Source organism: Lysinibacillus sp. G4S2 (assembly GCF_030348505.1).
Taxonomy (GTDB): Bacteria; Bacillota; Bacilli; order Bacillales_A; family Planococcaceae; genus Lysinibacillus.
Genome location: NZ_JAUCFJ010000002.1, coordinates 1532663 through 1549071 on the forward strand (window position 1 = coordinate 1532663; position 16409 = coordinate 1549071).

Below are 16409 nucleotides of genomic sequence, written 5' to 3' on the forward strand. Positions count from 1 at the left end.
TTCAACGTGAAGTTGATTTCCGTTCCGACTGGCGCTTTGTAGCTGTCGCTTCGCTTTCGCAAAGACGAAAACCATGTTGCTGCCGCTTCGCTTTCGCACAGAGCAAAGCTTCCTGGGGGAGTCGGACCAACACACGTTTTAACAAATGTCATCCACAACGTTTGGTGATGAGCGATATGATTAAAGCAATAAACCCCGAATAAAGGACACTAAAAAGTGAACCTATTCGGGGTTTATTTAATATTTCTATCAATACAATTGCTTTTCGATTTCTAATGCAACGCTTTGAATGGATTCAATTAAAAAATTTTCATCATAGTCACTATATCGTACTTCTGGTATAACGAGTGACACTGATGCAATTATTTGGTTGGAAGCGTTTAAAATCGGTGCAGATAAAGAACATGCTCCACGTACACGCTCACTATTGCTTCTTGCAAAGCGCTGTCTACGAATCTCCTGTAAATCCTCCCACAACTGTTCTTTGGAAAGTATGGTTCTATATGTGATGGCTTCAAGACTTATATTCTCTACATATTCTTCAACATTCGGCATAAACGCGAGCAATATTTTAGATGATGCACCTGCATAAAGGGGGGAGGTGTCACCAACAAACATTTTCGTTGAAAGCGGATATGTTGAATCATAGTTTAAAATACATCGTCTCTCAAATCCATCAATAATATTCATGGAAACACTTTCTCCAATTTCTTCGTTTAGCGTTTTTAAAATAGGTTCTGCGACAATAATAAGACTCGATTCTTCTTTTACTAAATTTCCTAAATACAGAAGTGAATGACCTAATTGATAGCGCTTTGTACGTTCATCTTTGTGAAGAAAGCCTTCGTACACAAAGGTTGAAACGAAGCGTTGCAAACTAGAGATGCTTATCCCTGTTTTTTTACTTAACTCAGTTAGGGAAAGGCTAGGCTCATCTTTTGAAAAAGCTTTTAATACTTTAATAGCTTTGTGCAGCGATGACATTGTATAGTTTTTTTCGAAAATCTCTTGATTCATCCCGTCACCTACGTAATAAAATTCTCTTCGACATATGCCGGAGGTTTCTCTTCATATATAGATGCCGTTATGCTTTTGCGCATAAAAACAATTATTAAATGAAGATAAAATAGGCTCATCACCATAGCGTGTGGTTGATTTCCGTTCGACTGAGGGCGTTCGATGAGCCGCTTCGCTTGCGCTCCATGGCTCATCTGTAACCCTGATCGCCCAGGTCTCCACTTCACTCATATACATGGCATACGTTTTAACAAAATGACATCCCAAACATTCAGTGATGAACCCTAAAATTTACTTCTATTATAGCGCAAAATTTATTCTGGTAGAAAGGACTTTTGGAATTCGTTTGTATGTTCTCCAAGTATCGGAGGTGCTAGTTTATATTGAATATTTAAATCAGAGAACTTTAACGGGTTTTTGATGAATCTAATTGTACCGTATTGTTCGTGCTCTATTTCACCAATCATGTCACGTGCCATAAGTTGCGGTTGTTCTAGTGCTTCAGCAATCGTATTCACACGTCCACCTGGAATCTTGTATTGTTGTAATAAAGTGATCCATTCATCCCGTGTTTTTGTCATTGTAATGTCCGTAATCATCTGAACAAGCTCAGCTTCATGTTGCTTGCGCATCGTATTTGTTACAAAGCGCGGATCATCGGCCCACTCCTTACGTTCCAACATAGTGCAAAACTTTTGAAATTGTCCATCTGTACCAACACAAATCATTAATGGGCCATCCGCACAGTGAAACACTTGATACGGTGCAACATTATTATGACGATTACCTAGACGTTCTGAGATAAAACCTGTATTTAAATATGCGCTTGCTACATTTGCTAAACTACTCATTTGAACGTCTAATAAAGCTAAGTCAATAAATTGTCCTTTATTTGTTAGATCGCGCATTCGTAGAGCGGCTAAAATACTAATGACAACATAATTTGAGGTTAAAATATCTGCAATAGGAACACCAACTTTTGTCGCATCACCTTCAGCTGAGCCAGTGACATGCATTAAACCACTCATTGCTTGAATAACTGGGTCGAAGCCTGGTTCGTGCGCAAGAGGGCCGGTTTGACCGAATCCTGTTACGGCACAATAAATGATTCTTGGATTTACTTTTGTTAGTTCCTCATAGCTTAGCCCCATCCGCTCCATGTCACCCGTCTTAAAATTTTCGAGTACGACATCCGCATCTTTGACAAGCTCTTTAAATCTATCTCTGCCTTCTATTGTTTTTAAATCTAAGGTGATCGATTTTTTATTGCGATTAGCACATAAATAATATGTGCTTTGATCATTTACAAATGGCCCCCAGTCACGCATACTATCAGAGCCATTCGGATGTTCTATGCGAATTACTTCTGCTCCTAAATCTGCCAACATCATGGAGCCGGCAGGGGCAGCATATACACGGGATAAATCTAATACTCGAATATTTTCAAGAGGTTGCATTGTTTTTCCTCCTACATACATCATTTATAAACAGGTTTACGTTTTTCTACAACTGCGCTTACACCCTCTTTAAAATCATCTAACTCTGTGACAATGGCCATTTGCGATGAAATATAGTCAAGGGCAGTACGTAAATCCATCTTTTGACTTTGATAAACAGCACGCTTAATAAATTGTAATGTCGTAGTTGGACGACTTGCTAATTCCTTTGCATAATTCAATGTGTATTCCTCAAGCTCATGGTCTTCCACAACAAATGTCACAACGCCTTTGTCTTTTGCTTCATCAGCAGTTAATACACGAGCTGTCCAGAACATGTCCAATGCTTGATCGATGCCGACTAATTTTGGTAAATAATAAGCGCCACCATCACCAGGAACAATTGCAACGTTAATGTAGCTCTCTGAAATTTTTGTAGATTTTGCAGCAATTCGAATGTCACACATTAAGGCCATATCAAGACCGGCACCCATTGCAAATCCATGTACTTGTGCAATAACAGGCTTATCAATTTCCTCAAGTAGTAGGGGAATACGTTGAATCTTTTTCCATAGTGAATTTTTTCTCGCTAAACCTGTGGAGGAGATGTCTTCTTCACTTTGGAAAAATCCTTCACCGGCTTGCATCGCTTTAATATCGCCACCTGCACAAAAAGATTTTCCATTACCTTTAACGATGACAACGCGAATGTCGTCTGAGTCACGAACAACCTCAAGAGCTTTAATCCATTCAGAAATCATTTCTTCACTGAAAGCATTATACGTTTCAGGTCTATTTAATGTAATTGTGGCAATATGGTCTTGTACTTCAAAAAGTAAATCAGTCATTGATAACTCTCTCCTTATCATGTCATTAATTTATTATCACAAAATTAGTTATTACAGCATTTCCATTTATCCTTCCACTTTGAGAAGTGGGGAGCTTTTGCTAAATGAAGTTAAATATTCCCAAAGGCTATCACCACTCTCTAAAAGTTGTGTTGCGACCAAATTAGTCCAATAGGAGGTGCTAGTTCCTTCATCGCGCCAAGACCAAAGTCTACGTGTAAATTGATGCAAGCTATGTTCGTGTGTTGTACCAATTGCAGCATGTACTTGATGCGCAATTGTTGTAACTGCTTGAATGATTTCTTCAAAACGAATGTGAGCGTAAGCAACCTCACTATTTTGATTGTTCGTCAGAAGGGCTTCGGTTACATTATTGAATGCTGCTAATGCTATCGCCGTTTCACCTGCTAAATGTACAATATGCTGCTGAACGAGCTGAAAGCGATGAATTGGACGACCAAATTGTTCACGTTCTTTCGTATATTGAACAGTTAAATCATTTATTTTATCGATGGCACCAGTCATCAATGCTAATTGGAAAGCTGTATGGAGTGTTGTTATAGTGTGCATCTTGTCAGGAGATAACATAGCAGATACTTGTGAAGTCGTAGCATGGTGGAATATCACAGTATCACGCGGCTCGCCTGCTAAATTCATACCCTCTTTAATTTCAGCTTGGCTTAAATCTATTTCTACAAGATGTGTACCATCCTTGCTACGGGCAAGTGTTACTAGATGTTTTGTATGGCGTGCCCAAGGAACATGAATCGCTTCTCCCGTTAATTGGCCGTCCTCTAACGTAAAGGCTTGGTCAGGACATAGCATATACGTCGCCAAATCCTCGATGACTTGTAAGTTCGTAAATTCCAATAAATAATTCGCAAATGTTGTTTCAGTAAATGGAATCGGTGCAGCGTATTTTCCAGTTAAACGAACAATATTCAATAAATCCTCTATGTCGCCACCTGTACCGCCATTTTCTTCGGTAATGGCTACAGCAGTCATACCGTTTTCTTTAAACAGATCCCATAGCTCTGGTGCCCAATGACCTTGTTCTACTGTATCGACTAAATCTTTATCCACTTTTTCTTTTAACATACGCTCGACAACATCAACAATCATGTCTCTCATTTCACTCATTGTGCTATTACCCCTTTCGCTACAACGCCATACAGTACCTCTGAAGTACCTCCTCGAATAGTAAAGCCTGGTGCATGTAAAATAGATTCAGCCATAAAGCGATCAATTTTACGATGCGCATCAAGTGTTGGATAAGTCTGTACGATTAAGCGTGTGATTTCAGGAATGCTTTGTTCGAATTTCGTCCCGAGTGCTTTCACAAGTGCTGCAGGAATAGATACGTCTTCACCATTACCAGACTCTAAAAGCTGGGCTACTCCAATTGACATATTCCGTAGACTCCAAAGACGAGCTACAACTTTTGACGCTTGCTTTAACCCTTCAAAATTGTTTTGGCGCTTTAACTCCTGAATAAGCTCATCAATTAATGGGAAAGTACTCAATATTCGCTCTGGGCCACTGCGCTCAAATGCAAGCTCAGCTAATCCTTGAGCCCAGCCATTACCGATTTCACCAACAACCATATTGTCAGGTACAAAAACATTTTCAAAGAACACTTCATTGTAATGATGTTCACCAGTTAAAAATTTAATGGGAACAACGGTTACACCTTCTGCCTGTAAATCGACGATCAGCTGACTAAGCCCGGCGTGTTTACTTTTTCCATCAAAAGGACTTGTACGCACTAAAGTCACCATATAATGGCAAAGATGAGCATTACTCGTCCATATTTTTTGACCATTTACTATCCAGCCGCCCTCTACTTTTTCGGCACGTGTACTGACTGAAGCTAAGTCAGAACCGCTATTTGGTTCACTTAAACCTATGCCGAAGTAGCATTCGCCTTTCACAATTTTTGGTAAGAAATATTCACGCTGCTCTTCTGTCCCGTATCGTAAAAGAAGTGGTCCTGTTTGACGATCGGCAAACCAATGTGCTGCAACTGGGGCACCGATAGCTAAAAATTCCTCTGTTAAAATGTATCGATCAATGGTGCTCCGCTCTTGACCACCATATTTTTTAGGCCAAGTTAAACCAATCCAGCCCTTTTGACCAATTAATTTAGAGAATTCAGGATCATCTCCACTTAGCCAAGAGTCGCATTTAGACGTGAAGGTTCCTTTTGCTAATTCATTCTGTAGAAATGTTCGTACATCTAAACGAAATTGCTCCTGCTCTTGTGTAAATTGCACAGTTGGTAAATGAAACATTTCATCACTCCTTAAGTTTTACCGTAATGTTGTAACCATTATTGTATATGTGTATTTTATGATTACTTATGAATGTAGTCAATTACTTTTTGGAATTATTAGAAAATTAAGAGGGGAATTCATGGATGTCTAGATGAAATAAAAATTTAATGAAAAAATGGAAAAATGCAGAATAAACATGTTACTATGTAGAAAATTCAGTTAAGGAGGTATGGGGTATGCAAATGGCTATCAAAACTTCCCAAAAAGTAATGCAAGTTTTATCAGCGCAACTAGTACAGCATTTAGAAATACTGCAATATTCAACGAATGAGCTAGAACAGTTTATTAATGAAAAAGCAAATGAAAATCCACTGTTAGTTGTCACTGATGCAACGGTGAAAAGTCAATATGAGGAAATTATGCAATTAGCAAATTATTCTTTTAAGCGTTATCCTGCGCAATATTATGAGTCGAAAAATAATACATTTAATCCTATTGAGATGAACCTTGCTGCGAAAGAAAGCTATGAGCAGTTTTTATTGGAACAAGTGCCTATGCATAAAAATCTTTCTTCTGTAGATTTAAAAATCTTAATGTTTTTAATTCGTTCCTTAGATGATCGTCTATTTTTAGATGTTGATTTAGATATTGTCGCAAATAAATGTAAGACAAATGTTTTGCACGTAGAGGCCCTATTGGACTTACTTCAAACTTTTGAGCCAGTAGGAGTAGGGGCACGTAATTATAAAGAATATTTACTCATTCAAGTAGACAGGGATACCCTTGCACCAAAATTGACCTCCGAATTTATTAAAACGGATTTAGAGCTAGTGGCAGCACAGGCCATTAAACAATTAAGTAAAAAGTATAGAACGCCTATACAGGAAGTGAAGAAAACGGTCCACTATATCAAAAATTTAAAACCAGTGATGACAGGAGATAAATTCGAAACGATTCCATATGTCATTCCTGAAATCGAAGTAGAGAAATTAGAAGAAGAATGGATGATACAATTAAATCGTGGATATTTACCAATCGTTTCAATCGATAAACATTATGTGGAGATATTAAAAAATGACCCGAATTGTAAAACATATTTCAAAGACACAATGAAAGACGCTCTTTTATTATTACAAGGAATTGAACAACGTGATAAAACACTGTACGAATTAGCTAGATTGCTAGTGGAATTGCAAGAGGATTTTTTCCATAAAGGCATTGAGGCATTGAAGCCTATGCGGTTAAAGGATGTAGCCAACATTTTAAGTGTACATGAATCAACGATTAGTCGAGCTGTGCGTGGAAAATATATAAAAACCGCCCATGGTGTGTATGCCTTACAATCGTTATTTACAAAAGGAGTAATGAATATTTCTGGAAAAATGGATTCAATTATGTATATTAAAAAGCGACTCAAACAGTTGATTGAGGGAGAGGATAAACAAAAGCCTTTAACGGATCAGCAGATTACAAATACTTTGAGTGCTGAAGGTATCCAAATATCCAGACGGACAGTAGCAAAGTACAGGGAAGAAATGAATATTGTGAGTTCATTTAATCGAATGTATGGATAGAATAGATGATGCAAACAAACTGTCGTTGATGTATTTCTGCATCGAAATTTCAATAAGGCATATGAAAAGATTCATAGATTTTTTAGCCTAGTAATATTAAGGCTCTTCGGCAAAACGAGGGTTGATTTCTGTTCAGACTTGGCGCTTTGTTGCTGCCGCTACGCTTTCGCACAGATAAAACATTTGCCGCTGTCGCTACGCTTTCGCGCAGATAAAACATTTGTTGCTGCCGCTACGCTTTCGCACAGAAAACATCCGCTGAGCACCAGGGTCTCATTTGTGATGCTGATCCCCAAGGAGTTGCCCAGTCGTAACGAAGATCAAGTTATAAACACGACATACGTTTTAATTTCTTTCGGCGGGCGGATGCAATTATGTCGAGGCACTTTTGGTAATTAGCAAATTTTAAATGACAACAACAATAGACGTACGGATGGCTTTATTTTCTGATTTTTTTAACTATTTAATAAGTTTGGCATCAAAATTGCTCATTAAACAGTAGACATTGAATTAGAGGAAAGGGGCTAGTAAATGTCTTCATAAAACACTAAAGGGGTGGTTTAATGGGAGCTTTGCAAAAATCACTGAAAACACGGCATATTACAATGATTTCCATTGGAGGGGTTATTGGTACGGGGCTATTCGTTGGGACAGGGAAAAATATTTTAAGTACCGGTCCTGCAGCAGTGATTTCATATACGATTGCATGCTTACTCATAGTTCTCATCATGCAAATGGTTGGAGAAATGGCATCAGGAGAAATAGTTTTAGGGAAGAAATCAGGTGGTTCAGCAGAGTTAGGTTCATTTGCTTCATATGCAGGAAAGTATATTGGTCCATGGGCAGGCTTTACAGTAGGCTGGCTTTATTGGGCAAGCTGGGTGTTTATTGTGGGGTTAGAAGCAGCACTCATAGGGGGAATGCTGCACAATTGGTTTCCAATGATACCTATATGGGTTGGAAGCGTAGGTATAACGTTATTGATGACAATCGTTAATATTTATTCAGTAAAATCATTTGGTGAATTTGAATATTGGCTTTCCTTTGTTAAAGTTACGGCTATCGTTGTATTTTTAGTAGTTGGTATAGCAATGATTTTAGGAATTTGGCCAAATTATGAACCGAAGGGGTTAGGTATTTTAACTGAATTCGGTGGTTTTGCACCAAATGGTATTGTCCCAATTTTAACGGCAATTGTATTTGTTATTTTCTCGATTTGTGGCGCTGAGGTTGCAGCCATCGCAGCAGCAGAGTCTGAAAATCCAGCGAAAAATATTGTTCGCGCCATTCGCAATGTTGTCTTTCGGTTAGGTTTATTTTTCGTAGGTTCAGTAGCCATTATGGTCTTGATTATACCTTGGAATGATTCAAAAATGTTGGCAGCACCTTACGCAAATATTTTAACGATGGCAGGGCTTCCTATTGCTGCTCAACTTATTCAAATCGTCATTTTTATTTCACTTATCTCTGTTTTAAATTCCGCTCTTTATACAAGCTCACGTATGTTACTTGAAATGTCGCGTCAAGGAGATGCACCAAAAATATTCTCGCAAATTAAAAATCATCGAGGTGTGCCTGTACCAGCTATTCTTGGCAGTACTGTGGTGGCGTATATTTGTGCGATGCTATACTTCATTTCACCTGAAGTCATTTTCTATTTTTTAGGTAATTGTGTTGGAGGATTAATGATAGCTGTTTATATTTTCATTGCCATCTCACAAATTCGTTTCCGGCGATATTATGACAAGGTTTCAGATGAGCCATTAGCAATAAAAATGTGGTTATTCCCATACCTGTCGTATGTCACAATTGGAATTTTAACAGTCGTTTATTTATGCCAAGCACTCATTGAATCTTTACGCTCTCAATTCTATTTAAGTACAGCAGTATTAATCGGCTCAGTTGTGCTGTTCATGATTATGCGAAAACTGTCGACAAGGTCAGCAGAGCAAATAGAGGAAAAGGTTGCTTCGGAATAGAATGGTATAAAATACAAAAAATTCGCAATGTTTCCGCGAGATATCAAGCCTTGAGAGAACTTAAAGGATGCTTTAACACCTTTTAGGCTTGCAGATGCCCCGTAGAAAGAGAGCGAATTTTTTTGTATTTAATGAATAAAGTTTTTTAAAGTTCGAGAGGATGTGGTCTATATGTCGATAACTGAACTTCATAAAGAGGAACATTTTTTTATTGTAAAAAATGAAGAAGTCATGATGAAAAGTAATATCCAACTAGAGCTTCTTGAAAAAATAATAAAAAAATATAGTAAAGGAACAGAAACGTTCGAGGTAGAAGGCTATTTTATTCATGTATTGGAGACTTCGCAAGGTAACCTATTTCATGTTAAACCATTCATGCAGTTTAGCCACATTGATTTTATGAACCCACTATCAAATAAAGTATTAAACTCTATCTCAGATGGCGTTACAGTATGTGATTGCGCCGGCAAAATTTTATTTCAAAATGATAATGATATTGAAATTGTTGGCATCGATTTAATGGGAAGATATGCAAAAGACGTAATCGCTGAAGGATTAATGAGTGATTCTATATCAATGAAAGTAATTGAATCAAAAGAAAAAGTAACTATTTTGCAAACGTTCATTAATGGAAAATGCTTTTTAGTTACGGGTAAGCCAATATTTGATGAACACGGTGAATTGCAATACGTAGTAGCGATTACTCGTGATATGACACAATTAAAACTGTTAGAGAAGGAAGTAAAAAAATTAGAAGTTCAAAACGAGAATTTTAAAAATAAGCTACATGCCTTACATACTAAAGAATCAACAAAAAGTAGTTTAATCGCTGTGTCTTCCGCAATGATGCAGGTGGTAAAGCGTGTTATGAGGATTGCAGAGGTAGATTCTACTGTATTAATTGGTGGTGAATCGGGCGTAGGTAAAGAAGAAATTACAAAGCTTATTCATGCAAACAGCCGACGTAACGATAAGCAAATTTTAACGATTAACTGTAGTGCAATTCCTGAAAATTTATTAGAATCCGAGCTTTTTGGTTATGAGGCAGGAGCATTTACGGGAGCGGCAAGAGGCGGAAAGGCAGGGTTATTTGAAATCGCATCTGGTGGTACAGTGTTTTTAGATGAAATTGGAGAAATGCCTTTACTACTTCAGGCGAAATTATTACGTGTACTCCAAGAATCAGAGGTTCAGCGTATTGGTAGTGGAAAGCCTATTCCTATTGATGTACGCATAATCGCAGCAACGAATCGCAATTTAGCGGAGATGGTGAGGCAGGGTGATTTCCGTGAGGATCTATATTATCGTTTAAATATTATCCCTATTGAAATTCCACCTTTAAGACAACGTCGTCAAGATATAATCCCGCTAGTCAACCATTTTTTAGCTGTAGTAGGAGAAAAATATGGCATCCACCGGACGATTGATTCATCTGCTATGAAAATATTAGAATCTCACGATTGGCCAGGAAATGTACGGCAGCTTAAAAATATGGTGGAGCGTATTTGCTTATTAGCAACACAGCCAGAAATAACAGTATTTATTGTGCAACAAGAGTTAGACAGTAACACAATGATTGCCCGTGATATAGAAAATCCTGTACAAATACAAAGCATCCAGGAACAAGTTGTAACTCCAAAGTTTAGTGGCACATTAAAGGAACAAGTAGCCGCATTTGAAAAACAAATTATTAAGGAAGCTTTATCTAAATATCCAAGTATAAGACAAGCGGCAAAATCACTTGGCTGTGATCAGTCAACATTGGTACGTAAAATACAAAAGTTCCAATTAACGCGACAAATTTCATATAAGGACTAGTGATGAATTTTTGCATCAAAAATTCATTTATGCAAAATAAGATGTGATATCGCAATACTCACTAATTAATACAAGGAAAATGGTGAAATGCATCATTAGAAGAAAAGGGGCGTTTTCAAAAAAGAAAACGTCTCTTTTTCATTTTGTTGCAGTTGTTGTGAAGTAACAATAAAATGCGTTGTAATTTTTTAATTCATCACAAAAAGATAAGGAATGATATTTGTTAAAACGTTTGCTGCCAATAATATAAGTTGATTTCCGTTCCTGCTCGACCCTAGGAAAGCGCCCAGCAGGAACGGAAATCAACCACGTTATGAAAATGTAGCAATATTTTTTTCGTTAAAAGAATTTTTTCATCAGTTGGCATGAGAATTGCTATTAAAAAAGTGTATGAAATTTTAAACGAAAAGAGGTTGGCATTTATGACAATTCAACTAAAAGAAGAGTTAAAAACGTTAGATCAAAAGCATTTTCTACACCCAACAACGTCGATTGAGCAGCAGCAAACACAAGGTCCAGCAGCCATTTTTACAGAGGGGAATGGCATTTATTTAAAAGATATAGAAGGAAATATCTACATTGATGGGATGTCTTCTTTGTGGAATGTAAATATAGGGCATGGTCGTAAAGAAATTGCTGAAGTGGCGAAGGAGCAAATATCTACATTAGCATTTAGTTCCTGCTTTGCATCATTTAGCAATGAACCTGCCATTCGTTTAGCGGCGAAAATTGCTTCTTTAACTCCAGGAGACTTAAACACTGTATTTTTCACTTCAGGCGGCTCAGAGTCGAACGATACAGCGATTAAATTAGCACGTCATTATTGGTTACTAAAGGGACAGCCAGAGCGCCAAAAAATTATTTCTCGTACACAGTCCTATCACGGTGTAGCTATGGGTGCTACTAATGCGACCGGCTTACAAGCATTCCGTGACTTTACGAATTCACATGCCCCTGATTTCCACTATGTATACAGCGAATCCGTACGTAATTTACGTGAAACGATTGAAGCGTTAGGGCCTGAGACTGTGGCAGCATTTATTTCTGAGCCTGTACAAGGTGCAGGTGGAGTTAATATTCCACAAAAAGATTACTTTAAAGAAGTGCGAAAAATTTGTGATGAGTACGGTATTTTATTCATTGCAGATGAGGTTATTACCGGATTTGGACGTACAGGCAAATTTTTCGGTATGGAACATTACGGGGTAGTGCCAGATATGATGTCTTTCGCTAAAGGCGTATCAAGTGGTTATGTTCAACTTGGTGGTGTGGCGATATCCGAAACAATTCATCAAGAATTATGTGAGCTTTCTAAAGGAACGTTAATGCACGGATATACTTACAGCGGTCATGCACTCGCTTGTCAAGTTGGATTGAAAAATATAGAAATCCTTGAGCAAGAAAATCTCGTTGAAAATGCGGCAAACATGGGGAAAGCCCTGCTAGAAGGATTCCAAGCATTACAAGAAAAATATAGCTTTATCGGCCGTGTGCGTACGCTTGGATTACTTGGAGCTATTGAATTAGTAAAGAGCCGTGAGACGGGTGAATTGTTCGAGACGGCTCTTAGTCCGATTTTTGTTCAGGAAACGATGAAACGTGGATTGATTCTACGAACGGTTACGTATGATCAAGATACAGTTGTTTTTTCTCCACCTCTCATTCTATCAAAAGTAGAGCTAGATGAAATGTTACGTATTTTAGACGAGACATTTGAACATATACGTAAAACAATTGTTGAAAAAAATTGATGGTAGGTGTAAACAATTATTATTTGAAGGAGGAGTTTTATGACAACGATTGTCAGAGAAATACGTGAACAATTTAATCCAGCGAAACCATCTCAATGTATTGGCCAAGTGGAGCTTTTGACAATAGATGAAACGAAAGAAGTTATCGGTGCAGCTCAGGAAGCATTTGAAGGATGGAAAAATACATCTGCTGTTGCACGTGGAGAAATTTTACGCGTAACAGCAGATTTACTTGAGAAAAATATGGATAAAGTTGCTGAAATAGCTTCGAGTGAAATGGGTAAAACGAAAAATGAAATGCTTGGTGAAGTTAAACGTGGTGCTTCCATTTTGCGTTATTTTGCTCAAGAAGGAATGCGTGCAACAGGTGAAGTGTTACCTTCCGCAAATGAAGCTAAATTATTATACACAATGCGTGTACCACTTGGCGTCGTCGCTGCTATAACTCCTTGGAATTTCCCTGTCGCTATTCCACTTTGGAAAATAGCACCTGCATTGGTGTACGGCAACACAGTTGTTTGGAAACCTTCTATTGAAAGCGCTTTAACTGGTGAATTAATTGGAGAATTATTTCAACAAGCAGGTTTGCCAAAAAACGTGTTAAATGTTGTGCAAGGTCGCGGTTCAAAGGTGGGGCAAGTATTATTGGAGGCACCTGAAGTAAAGGCGATTACATTTACAGGTTCGAATAGTGTGGGGCAAAGTATTTTAGATACTGCTGGATCTACTCATAAAAAAATTCAGCTCGAGCTTGGGGGCAAAAATGCAGCGATCATTTTAGCTGATGCTAATATAAATCAAGCTGCAAAATTAACAATTGAAGGTGCGATGAAGCAAACGGGACAGCGTTGTACAGCAACTAGTCGAGTGTACATCGAGGAAACAGTTTATGAAAAGGTATTAGAGCAATTAATCGAAGAAGCTAAAAAAATTGAAGTTGGTGTCACGATGGGGCCTGTGTCATCCAAAGGGCAGTACGATTCTATTTTATCCGCCATCGAAAAAGCAAAAAATGAGGGTGCGGAGCTTGTATTTGGCGGAGGCCTTACAAAAGGTGTGTCAGAAGGATACTATATTGATCCAACCATCTTTACGAATGTAACCCACGAGATGTCGATTGCTCATGAAGAGATTTTTGGACCAGTTTTAGCTGTCATCAAAGTAAAGGATTATGAAGAAGCGATTCGATTATCGAATGATTCTAATTTTGGATTGAGTGCTTCTATTTATACAAATAACATTCCAAAAGCATTTGATTTTATTAATCGTAGTGAAGTTGGACTTGTACAGGTTAACGATGAAACGGGTGGAGCTGAGCCTCAAGCACCGTTTGGCGGAATGAAAAACTCAAGTACGGGTGCCCGTGAGCAGGGGCAAGCAGCGAAAGAGTTCTTTACAACGTTTAAAACTATTACGATTGGTACAAAAAGCGAGTAAAAAGTTTAACATGAAAGAAATTTAGGATGGAAGATAAAAAATATACGTCACATATGCCTCAGTGTAATGACCCAGATTTTTTCAAATTGTCCGCAATTACTTAAAAAAATCTGGGGCATCCGCTTGAGGCATTAACTTCATACACAAAAATAAGTTTTTAGTGAAAGCAAAGTAACAAATTACGCTGAGGCGTATAGCTTTTTTGAAATTTATTAAACGAAAGAAGGTAGAGCTATGACACAAAGTCGTTTAGCAATTGATGTCGGTGGAACGTTTACTGATGTATTTGTTTTTAATGAAGAGACGGGAGAAGTATTTGTCACAAAAACGTCGTCTACACCTTCAAACCCAGAACAAGGAATTTTAAATGGAGTAGAAAAAGCAAATTTAAATGGGAAGGATATTAAAATTTTTTCTCATGGCACAACGGTTGGAACGAATGCGTTAATTGAGCGAAAGCTACCGAAAACAGCTCTTATTACTACCATGGGTTTTAGAGATGTTACAGAAATTCGTCGGGGGACGAAGGAAGATATTTGGGATACTTACAAGGATACTGCCAGGCCCTATATTCAGCGACGAGATCGATTTGAAGTGACAGAACGAATAGATTATGAAGGAAATATTCATCAAGCTATTGATGAAGAGGAAGTTCGTTTATTAGCAAAAAAATTAAAACGTCGAGGAACAGAATCCATTGCAGTGTGCTTCATCAACGCTTATGTGAACGGGGACAATGAGGCGAAAGTCAAAAAAATTTTAAAAGAGGAATTACCGGATGTGTACGTTTGTATCTCAAGTGAGGTGCTTCCGGAAATTTTTGAGCATGAGCGTATGAGTACAACGATTATCAATGCCGTTCTTGGGCCAATTATGAGTAATTACATTAGTAAGTTAAGCAATGAAATGCAGAAAAAGGGCTATGAAGAAGAAATATTAGTTTTACATTCTGGTGGCGGTGTCATGACTTCAAGTACAGTTCCTCGTTATGCTGCTAGATTGGCAAGTTCCGGGATAGCTGCTGGCGCAATTGCAAGTAAGCATATTGCAAAGCTGTGCGGATTTGACAATGCAATTGGCTTAGATATGGGTGGTACAAGTACTGATATTTCACTTATGTATAAGGGGGATATACGGATCACAAAGGATTGGTCTATAGAATATGGCTATCCAATTGGTTTCCCGAGCATTGAAATATTAACAATAGGAGCCGGTGGAGGTAGCCTCGCCTGGAAAGATGAAGGCGGTTCTTTACGTAATGGGCCACAAAGTGCAGGGGCAGTACCAGGTCCAGCATGCTATGGCCGAGGAGGTGCTGAACCAACTAACTCAGATGCAAATTTAGTATTAGGGCGTCTAGGTGTGGATTTGTTGGATGGGACGATGCAGTTAAATAAAGAGGCAGCAAGAGATGCTGTGAAAAAAATCGCAAATGCATTCAATCAATCTGTTGAGGAAGCGGCAAGTGCCATAATTGAGGTTGCCAATGCCAATATGAGTGATGCAGTTCGCTTAATTTCAGTACGGAGAGGCTATGATCCCCGCGATTTTGCGCTTGTAGCTTTTGGTGGTGCAGGACCATTACACGGTGCATATTTGGCAAAAGATTTAAACATCCCAAAAGTCATTATTCCTACTCATCCGGGTGTGGCAGCAGCAATGGGGTGCCTACTTGTAGATGTACGCCATGATATTTCTAAAACGTACGTGAAAAAACTGGATGAAGTGAATGCAGAGGAACTGACAAATCAATTTAGTGAATTGCGAGATGAGGCAAAAGCGTTATTAGAAGAGGAAGGGATAGCAGAAGATACATCGTCATTAACGAATTATATAGATCTTCGTTATAAGGGACAGTGGCGATCTCTAGCTGTTCTCGTATCCGATCAAATAACTTCCTTAGATGCTATTCTTGAAGCATTCCATCAAGAACATGAACGAGAATTTGCATTTTCCGATAAGGACCAAACAGTAGAAATATTTGGCTTACGTGTAACGGCGATAGGTACAGTGCCAAAGCCTAATTTCCCGGAGTATGCTCCTGAAGGATCGCTTGAAGACGCTTTCAAAGAAACACGTCCTGTTTATTTTGAAGGTAAATATGTTGAAACAAATGTCTATAATCGCGATAAAATTCCTGTTTATACGCAATTTGTTGGTCCAGCTATTATCGATCAGCTAGATACGACGACTGTTATTCCGCCAGGATTTACAGCGGAAGTAGATGCCTATAAAAATATCATTATTACGGTGAACTAAAACGCGATAAGGAGGAA

The 16409-nt window shown here is 38.3% G+C and carries 14 protein-coding genes; 6 read left to right on the forward strand and 8 right to left on the reverse strand.

Annotated features, from left to right (window positions below):
• Position 1: 1 nt before the first annotated feature.
• The 7 genes from QUF91_RS07785 to QUF91_RS07815 form a co-directional block, all read right to left on the reverse strand.
• A complete protein-coding gene (locus QUF91_RS07785) occupies positions 2–145 on the reverse strand; it encodes a hypothetical protein (protein WP_285395734.1) in 144 nt (47 codons plus the stop codon).
• A gap of 104 nt (positions 146–249) precedes the next feature.
• Positions 250–1017 (reverse strand): IclR family transcriptional regulator, encoded by a 768-nt coding sequence (locus tag QUF91_RS07790; protein ID WP_285395735.1) that lies wholly within the window; start codon positions 1015–1017, stop codon positions 250–252.
• An 8-nt stretch (positions 1018–1025) separates the two neighbouring features.
• Positions 1026–1211 carry a hypothetical protein gene (locus QUF91_RS07795; protein ID WP_289417357.1) on the reverse strand — a complete coding sequence of 62 codons (186 nt, stop codon included), beginning with the start codon at positions 1209–1211 and terminating at the stop codon, positions 1026–1028.
• A 120-nt stretch (positions 1212–1331) separates the two neighbouring features.
• Entirely contained in the window at positions 1332–2474 is a 1143-nt protein-coding gene (locus QUF91_RS07800) for a CaiB/BaiF CoA transferase family protein (protein ID WP_289417359.1), read from the reverse strand.
• A 20-nt stretch (positions 2475–2494) separates the two neighbouring features.
• On the reverse strand, positions 2495–3301 hold the full coding sequence (locus tag QUF91_RS07805; RefSeq protein WP_289417361.1) for an enoyl-CoA hydratase/isomerase family protein: 807 nt from the start codon (positions 3299–3301) through the stop codon (positions 2495–2497).
• A 66-nt stretch (positions 3302–3367) separates the two neighbouring features.
• Positions 3368–4441 (reverse strand): acyl-CoA dehydrogenase family protein, encoded by a 1074-nt coding sequence (locus tag QUF91_RS07810; protein WP_289417363.1) that lies wholly within the window; start codon positions 4439–4441, stop codon positions 3368–3370.
• Positions 4438–5592, reverse strand: coding sequence for an acyl-CoA dehydrogenase family protein (locus tag QUF91_RS07815; RefSeq protein WP_289417365.1), 1155 nt, complete (start codon positions 5590–5592; stop codon positions 4438–4440). The genes QUF91_RS07810 and QUF91_RS07815 overlap by 4 nt, the downstream gene beginning before the upstream one ends.
• 218 nt (positions 5593–5810) lie before the next feature.
• On the opposite strand from QUF91_RS07815, the gene rpoN reads away from it, so the two are divergent.
• Positions 5811–7148 carry an RNA polymerase factor sigma-54 gene (gene rpoN / locus QUF91_RS07820; protein WP_289417366.1) on the forward strand — a complete coding sequence of 446 codons (1338 nt, stop codon included), beginning with the start codon at positions 5811–5813 and terminating at the stop codon, positions 7146–7148.
• Between the two features lie 158 nt (positions 7149–7306).
• Here the strand turns inward: rpoN and QUF91_RS07825 are convergent, their stop codons facing one another.
• Positions 7307–7444, reverse strand: coding sequence for a hypothetical protein (locus QUF91_RS07825; RefSeq protein WP_285395743.1), 138 nt, complete (start codon positions 7442–7444; stop codon positions 7307–7309).
• 267 nt (positions 7445–7711) lie between these two features.
• Between QUF91_RS07825 and QUF91_RS07830 the strand changes: the two genes are divergently transcribed.
• The 5 genes from QUF91_RS07830 (at position 7712) to QUF91_RS07850 (ending at position 16392) form a co-directional block, all read left to right on the forward strand.
• Positions 7712–9127, forward strand: coding sequence for an amino acid permease (locus tag QUF91_RS07830; protein ID WP_289417367.1), 1416 nt, complete (start codon positions 7712–7714; stop codon positions 9125–9127).
• A gap of 171 nt (positions 9128–9298) precedes the next feature.
• Positions 9299–10945, forward strand: coding sequence for a sigma-54 interaction domain-containing protein (locus QUF91_RS07835; RefSeq protein ID WP_289417368.1), 1647 nt, complete (start codon positions 9299–9301; stop codon positions 10943–10945).
• A 422-nt stretch (positions 10946–11367) separates the two neighbouring features.
• The gene (locus QUF91_RS07840) at positions 11368–12696 is read left to right on the forward strand and encodes an aminotransferase family protein (RefSeq protein WP_289417370.1); all 1329 of its coding nucleotides are present in this window, start codon (positions 11368–11370) and stop codon (positions 12694–12696) included.
• 39 nt (positions 12697–12735) lie between these two features.
• Positions 12736–14133, forward strand: a complete 1398-nt coding sequence (locus tag QUF91_RS07845; protein ID WP_289417371.1) for an aldehyde dehydrogenase family protein — start codon at positions 12736–12738, stop codon at positions 14131–14133.
• Positions 14134–14367: 234 nt separating this feature from the next.
• The gene (locus tag QUF91_RS07850) at positions 14368–16392 is read left to right on the forward strand and encodes a hydantoinase/oxoprolinase family protein (RefSeq protein ID WP_289417372.1); all 2025 of its coding nucleotides are present in this window, start codon (positions 14368–14370) and stop codon (positions 16390–16392) included.
• Positions 16393–16409 lie beyond the last annotated feature (17 nt).

Bases quoted from the DNA above. Each gene is read 5' to 3' on its own strand.
- QUF91_RS07790 (WP_285395735.1), bottom strand. From the start codon at position 1,017: ATGAATCAAGAGATTTTCGAAAAAAACTATACAATGTCATCGCTGCAC.
- QUF91_RS07795 (WP_289417357.1), bottom strand. From the start codon at position 1,211: ATGAGCCATGGAGCGCAAGCGAAGCGGCTCATCGAACGCCCTCAGTCG.
- QUF91_RS07800 (WP_289417359.1), bottom strand. From the start codon at position 2,474: ATGCAACCTCTTGAAAATATTCGAGTATTAGATTTATCCCGTGTATAT.
- QUF91_RS07805 (WP_289417361.1), bottom strand. From the start codon at position 3,301: ATGACTGATTTACTTTTTGAAGTACAAGACCATATTGCCACAATTACA.
- QUF91_RS07810 (WP_289417363.1), bottom strand. From the start codon at position 4,441: ATGAGTGAAATGAGAGACATGATTGTTGATGTTGTCGAGCGTATGTTA.
- QUF91_RS07815 (WP_289417365.1), bottom strand. From the start codon at position 5,592: ATGTTTCATTTACCAACTGTGCAATTTACACAAGAGCAGGAGCAATTT.
- rpoN (WP_289417366.1), top strand. From the start codon at position 5,811: ATGCAAATGGCTATCAAAACTTCCCAAAAAGTAATGCAAGTTTTATCA.
- QUF91_RS07830 (WP_289417367.1), top strand. From the start codon at position 7,712: ATGGGAGCTTTGCAAAAATCACTGAAAACACGGCATATTACAATGATT.
- QUF91_RS07835 (WP_289417368.1), top strand. From the start codon at position 9,299: ATGTCGATAACTGAACTTCATAAAGAGGAACATTTTTTTATTGTAAAA.
- QUF91_RS07840 (WP_289417370.1), top strand. From the start codon at position 11,368: ATGACAATTCAACTAAAAGAAGAGTTAAAAACGTTAGATCAAAAGCAT.
- QUF91_RS07845 (WP_289417371.1), top strand. From the start codon at position 12,736: ATGACAACGATTGTCAGAGAAATACGTGAACAATTTAATCCAGCGAAA.
- QUF91_RS07850 (WP_289417372.1), top strand. From the start codon at position 14,368: ATGACACAAAGTCGTTTAGCAATTGATGTCGGTGGAACGTTTACTGAT.